Annotated in this window: 6 protein-coding genes and 1 pseudogene; 6 read left to right on the top strand and 1 reads right to left on the bottom strand. The window is 64.1% G+C overall.

Features of this window, described 5'->3' with window-relative positions:
• The 5 genes and pseudogenes from EOA36_RS26820 to EOA36_RS26800 all read left to right on the top strand — a co-directional run.
• A pseudogene (locus EOA36_RS26820) lies at positions 1 to 284 on the top strand (hypothetical protein); the annotation flags it as partial.
• A gap of 88 nt (positions 285 to 372) precedes the next feature.
• Positions 373 to 660, top strand: coding sequence for an Asp-tRNA(Asn)/Glu-tRNA(Gln) amidotransferase subunit GatC (gene gatC, locus EOA36_RS26815; RefSeq protein WP_127280125.1), 288 nt, complete (start codon positions 373 to 375; stop codon positions 658 to 660).
• Between the two features lie 7 nt (positions 661 to 667).
• The gene (locus EOA36_RS26810; RefSeq protein ID WP_127280124.1) at positions 668 to 1,123 is read left to right on the top strand and encodes a GNAT family N-acetyltransferase; all 456 of its coding nucleotides are present in this window, start codon (positions 668 to 670) and stop codon (positions 1,121 to 1,123) included.
• Complete coding sequence (locus EOA36_RS26805) at positions 1,123 to 2,688, top strand: amidase family protein (protein WP_127280123.1); 1,566 nt, start codon at positions 1,123 to 1,125, stop codon at positions 2,686 to 2,688. Before EOA36_RS26810 ends, EOA36_RS26805 begins: the two co-directional genes overlap by 1 nt.
• Positions 2,689 to 2,799: 111 nt before the next feature.
• Positions 2,800 to 3,597: a YdcF family protein gene (locus tag EOA36_RS26800; RefSeq protein WP_127280122.1), complete on the top strand. Its 798-nt coding sequence runs from the start codon at positions 2,800 to 2,802 to the stop codon at positions 3,595 to 3,597.
• On the opposite strand, the gene EOA36_RS26795 is transcribed toward EOA36_RS26800, so the two are convergent.
• The gene (locus EOA36_RS26795; RefSeq protein ID WP_127280121.1) at positions 3,546 to 4,289 is read right to left on the bottom strand and encodes a DUF599 domain-containing protein; all 744 of its coding nucleotides are present in this window, start codon (positions 4,287 to 4,289) and stop codon (positions 3,546 to 3,548) included. The two genes, EOA36_RS26800 and EOA36_RS26795, sit on opposite strands and share 52 nt — an antisense overlap.
• A gap of 175 nt (positions 4,290 to 4,464) precedes the next feature.
• Here EOA36_RS26795 and EOA36_RS26790 point away from each other — a divergent pair.
• On the top strand, positions 4,465 to 5,248 hold a 784-nt coding region (locus EOA36_RS26790), incomplete at its 3' end, for a serine dehydratase beta chain (protein WP_189553370.1).

Below are 5,248 nucleotides of genomic sequence, written 5' to 3'. Positions count from 1 at the left end.
GACGCTTGTCGATGCCGGCAACAATCGTGCTTTCGGTGCATGGCCTGCAGGGCGTCGAGTATAGCTGCGAGTTCGTTCAAGTCAGCAAGGCGACGGGCTCGCCCAGCTGGGCGGTGACGGCCATCTGCCAGGAACCGGGCTACGTCTTTCCGGATGTCCTGTCGGTGACGCGGATCAGCCCGACGCAGCTCGATCTCGTCTCGGTCCGACCCATCGACGATGAGAGCGAGGCGAGCGGTAACAGCGGCAGCTATTATCTCTGCGAAGGCGTTGCCCTGCCATGAAGCTGTTTGCCCGATTGTCGGCCGGCGCATGTTGCGCGCCGCGCGCCGCGCCGCTATAGCGCGATCTGGTTTTTCCCGAGGCAAATACATGTCCGTTGATGTCAAGACAGTGAAGCGCGTCGCGCATCTCGCCCGCATCGCGGTGAGTGAGGAAGATGCCGAGCGCATGACCGGCGAGTTGAACGCCATTCTGGGCTTCGTCGAACAGTTGAACGAGGTCGATGTTTCCGGTGTCGAACCGATGACCTCGGTGACGCCGATGGAGATGAAGAAGCGCGCGGATGCCGTCACCGACGGCAACAAGGCGGCCGACATCGTCGCCAACGCGCCGGCGACCGACGAGAATTTCTTCCTCGTGCCGAAGGTCGTGGAGTAAGGCGCCGATGGCAATCGAGATCGCCATGGAGACGCCGCTGCAGGACGACGTGCGCGGCCTGGTGAGAGAGCTCAACGAAACCTTGCTCGAATTGACGCCGCCGGAGCATTGCTACCATCTGACTGTCGAGCAGATGGCGGGGCAGGACACGACGGTTTTCATCGCTCGCGACAATGGGATCGCCATTGGTTGCGGCGCGCTGAAGCGGCACGGCGACGCGATCGGCGAGGTCAAGCGCATGTATATCAGGCCATCGCATCGCGGCCGCAAGCTCGGCGCCGGGATCGTCGAGCGGCTTGAGGCGCTGGCGCGCGATGAAGGATTGAAGCGGCTGGTGCTGGAGACCGGTGACCGCCATCCGGCCGCCTGGACCGTCTATGAACGTGCCGGGTTCTCGCGCTGCGGGCCGGTGCTCGATTATCCCGATTCCGAGTGGTCGGTGTTTTACGAAAAGAGCCTATGATGAGCGACCTGACCCAACTAACGATTTCGCAGGCCCGCGCCAAGCTGCGCGCCAAGGAAATCAGCGCGACTGAGCTGACGGAAAGCTATCTCTCGGCGATCGATCGCGCCAATGGCACGCTCAATGCCTATGTCGCGGTGACCGGCGACAAGGCGCGCGAGATGGCCAAGGCGTCGGACGCCAGGCTGCTCAAGGGCGAGGGCGGTGCTCTGGAAGGCATCCCGCTTGGGATCAAGGACCTGTTCGGTACTGAAGGCGTCCATACCCAGGCCTGCAGCCATGTGCTCGACGGCTTCAAGCCGCGCTATGAATCAACCGTCACCTCCAATCTGTGGGCCGACGGCGCGGTCATGCTGGGCAAGCTCAACATGGACGAATTCGCCATGGGCTCGTCCAACGAGACCTCCTACTATGGCCCGGTCATCAATCCGTGGCGGCGTTCGCGCCTCGATACGGTGGTGATGCCCACGACACATCAAGGGGATGGCGGCTTCGTGTCGGCCGGCGGCACGAAGACCCAGCGTAGCCTCGACAATGCACAGCTGGTGCCGGGTGGGTCTTCCGGTGGTTCGGCGACTGCCGTCTCGGCCTTCCTGTGTGCCGGTGCGACGGCGACCGACACCGGTGGCTCGATCCGCCAGCCAGCCGCCTTCACCGGCACTGTTGGCATCAAGCCGACCTACGGCCGCTGCTCGCGCTGGGGCATCGTCGCCTTCGCCTCGTCGCTCGACCAGGCCGGCCCGATCGCTCGCGACGTGCGCGACGCTGCCATTCTTTTGAAATCCATGGCCTCGGTCGATCCGAAGGACACGACGTCAGTCGACAGGCCGGTGCCGGACTACGAGGCTGCGATCGGCAAGCCGATCAAGGGAATGAAGGTCGGCATTCCCAAGGAATACCGCGTCGAGGGCATGCCTGAGGAGATCGAGGCCCTGTGGCAGAAGGGCATTGCCTGGCTCAGGGATGCCGGCGCCGAGATCGTCGACATCTCCCTGCCGCACACCAAATACGCGCTGCCGGCCTATTACATCGTGGCTCCCGCCGAGGCATCGTCCAACCTCGCCCGCTATGACGGCGTCCGCTACGGCTTGCGCGTGCCGGGCAAGGACATCGTCGAGATGTACGAGAAGACCCGCGCCGCCGGTTTCGGCCGCGAGGTCAAGCGGCGCATCATGATCGGCACCTATGTGCTGTCGGCCGGGTACTACGACGCCTACTACCTGCAGGCACAGAAGGTGCGCAATCTGATCAAGCGCGACTTCGAGAACGTCTTTGCCGCCGGCATCGACGTCGTCCTGACCCCGGCGACACCGTCGGCCGCCTTCGGCATCGCCGACGAGGACATGGCCGCCGATCCGGTCAAGATGTACCTCAACGACATTTTCACCGTCACCGTGAACATGGCAGGCCTGCCGGGCATCGCCGTGCCCGCCGGGCTCGACCCCAAGGGGCTGCCGCTCGGCCTGCAACTCATCGGCCGGCCGTTCGAGGAAGAGACGCTGTTCCAGACCGCCGCCGTCATCGAGCAGGCGGCGGGCACATTTCAGCCGGAGAAGTGGTGGTAAGGGTTTCGCCCGTCTGACGCATGACCCCGGGAATCGCGATCGATTTTCGGGAAGGACCATGCGCAAAACTGAGGCATTGCAGCGTCCTTGCGGCGCTGTAATGAGTAGGCGATGTTCTACTATGTTTCCAAGATATTCTGGTTCTTCATCCAGCCGCTCAACCTGACGATCTTCCTGCTCTTGGCGGGGCTGATCGCCGGGATGGCCGGCAGGCGGCGACTTGCCGTCACCGGCAGCGTGCTGGCGTTTCTGATCCTGGCGCTGTCGGCCTGGACGTCGCTCGGCGCCATGATGCTCAACCCGCTGGAGGAACGCTTTCCCAGGCCGCCCTTGCCGGACAAAGTCGACGGCATCGTCGTGCTTGGCGGTGGCTTCGAAGGCGCCATCAATCTCGCGCGCGGCGGCTATGAATTGAGCGGCAGCGGCGATCGCATGGTCGAGACCGCGATCCTCGCCCGACGCTTCCCGCAAGCCAAAGTCGTCGTCTCAGGCGGAAACGGCTCGCTGTTCCTGGACGGCGAGGGCGACGCCGACACCGCGCCACGCCTGCTCGGTCCGCTGGGTGTTTCGGCCGATCGCCTCGTCCTCGAGGACAAGTCCCGCAACACTTATGAAAATGCGGTCTTCAGCCGAAGGCTTGTCGAACCGAAGCCGGGCGAGACCTGGCTGTTGGTGACCTCCGCCTTCCACATGCCGCGCGCCAAGGCGCTGTTCGACAAGGCCGGCTTTCCAACCGTTCCATGGCCGGTCGACTATCGCACCTCGGGCAAGGAGGGGGTCGGCCTGTTTCGCGACAATGCGCTCGATTCGGTGCAGAACACGACCGTGGCGGTCCGCGAATGGATCGGACTTTTGGCCTATTGGCTGTCCGGGCGCATCGATCGGCCGTTTCCGGCGCCGGGCGGCTGACCGATGACGGCGCGCCGGGCCGCCGAAAAGAACTGGCGCCGCACCAGCACCGCCAGCAGCAGCAGCGTCGACGCCACGAACACAATCGGATCGACGAACCAGCCGAGATAGCCGATCGAGAAGAACACGCCGCGCAGGCCCGAGTTGAAATGCTTGCCGGCGAGCATGTTCATCTGCGTCGCGCGCCACACGGCCGTTTCCGAGACCGGATTGCGCGAGGCTTCGCCATGCGGGATCGGCACGGCGCCGATCAGGATCGAGCAATAGTTGAACAGCCGGTAGGCCCAGCCGAACTTGAAGAAGGAAAAGGCCAGGATCAGCACCAGCCCCAGCACCTTGATCTGAAAAGCCGCTCGATCCGGCACGCCGCCGAGCGGGAGGTCGCTCAGCACCTCGATGACACGGTCGGACGCTCCAAGCAGTGCGAAACAGCCGCCCAGCGCGATGAGCGAACTGGAGGCGAAAAAGGCGGTTCCCTGCTGCAGGCCACTCATGATGGCGGTGTCGACGATGCGGATCTCGCGCTCGGCCATGGTGCGCATCCAGGCTTCGCGTTGCGCGTTCATGGCGGTCGTCAGCGACATGCGGCTAACCAGCCTGCCATCGGAAGCGAGCGTGTGCAGCAGCCACGCCAGCAGGAAAAAGCCAAGCGCCGCGAGATCGGCTGTCGACAGATAGGAGGAATCGCCCATGGTTGAGTTTACCATATCCCGCGCGACGGCTTCGATCGCCGCCTATAGCGACAGACAATCAATGTCGCTGCCGGAGCAAACAAGGTCGGCAGGTGCTGCGCCGCGATCGTCAAAAGAGCGGAAACATCACGGGAATTCCTATATGTAGTCCTCGACGCGCGACCCAGGAGACAACGTGTTCCTTTCGGTTTTCGACCTGTTCAAGATCGGCATCGGCCCCTCGAGTTCGCACACGATGGGGCCGATGACGGCCGCGCGCCGCTTCCTCGACGAGGTCGCGGGCGAGGACTGGCCACGGCCCGCCGGTGCCAAGGTCGCCCGCATCGGCGCCAGTCTGCATGGCTCGCTCGCCTATACCGGTATCGGCCATGGCAGCGACCGCGCCGTCATTCTGGGCCTTGCCGGCCAGACGCCGCAAACGGTCGACCCCGATCAGGCCGATGCCATTGTCGCCGGCATCGCGGCCGACAGGCAGATTTCCCCGCCCGGCCATCCATCCTACCATTTCGATCCGGCCGCCGATCTGGTGCTCGACCGCAAGACACCGCTCACCGGCCACGCCAACGGCATGGCGTTTTATGCCTATGACGCCGGCGGCCGGCTGCTGCTCAAGCGGATCTACTATTCCATCGGCGGCGGCTTCGTGGTTTCGGAGGAAGAGCTGCAGCGGATGAAGGCCAAGGGCTCGGTGACGACCGAGGGCAAGAAAGTGCCGTATCCCTTCAAGAACGCCGTCGAGATGCTGAAGATGGCGGCCAAGAGCGGTCTTTCCATCGCCGACATGAAGCGAACCAACGAGGAAACGCAGATGTCGCGCGAGGAGCTCGACACCGGCCTGGACGCGATCTGGGACGCCATGAAGGGTTGCATCGACCGCGGCCTGTCCCAGGACGGCATCATGCCGGGCGGGCTCAAGGTGCGGCGCCGTGCCAGGCAGCTCCATGACAAATTGCAGGAGC

The sequence above is a fragment of the Mesorhizobium sp. M8A.F.Ca.ET.021.01.1.1 genome, assembly GCF_003998025.1.
Taxonomy (GTDB): Bacteria; Pseudomonadota; Alphaproteobacteria; order Rhizobiales; family Rhizobiaceae; genus Mesorhizobium.
This window is presented reverse-complemented; position numbering and strand designations above follow the sequence as displayed.

Coding starts and splice junctions, on each gene's coding strand:
- EOA36_RS26805 (WP_127280123.1), top strand. CDS start 1,123: ATGAGCGACCTGACCCAACTAACGATTTCGCAGGCCCGCGCCAAGCTG.
- EOA36_RS26800 (WP_127280122.1), top strand. CDS start 2,800: ATGTTCTACTATGTTTCCAAGATATTCTGGTTCTTCATCCAGCCGCTC.
- gatC (WP_127280125.1), top strand. CDS start 373: ATGTCCGTTGATGTCAAGACAGTGAAGCGCGTCGCGCATCTCGCCCGC.
- EOA36_RS26810 (WP_127280124.1), top strand. CDS start 668: ATGGCAATCGAGATCGCCATGGAGACGCCGCTGCAGGACGACGTGCGC.
- EOA36_RS26795 (WP_127280121.1), bottom strand. CDS start 4,289: ATGGGCGATTCCTCCTATCTGTCGACAGCCGATCTCGCGGCGCTTGGC.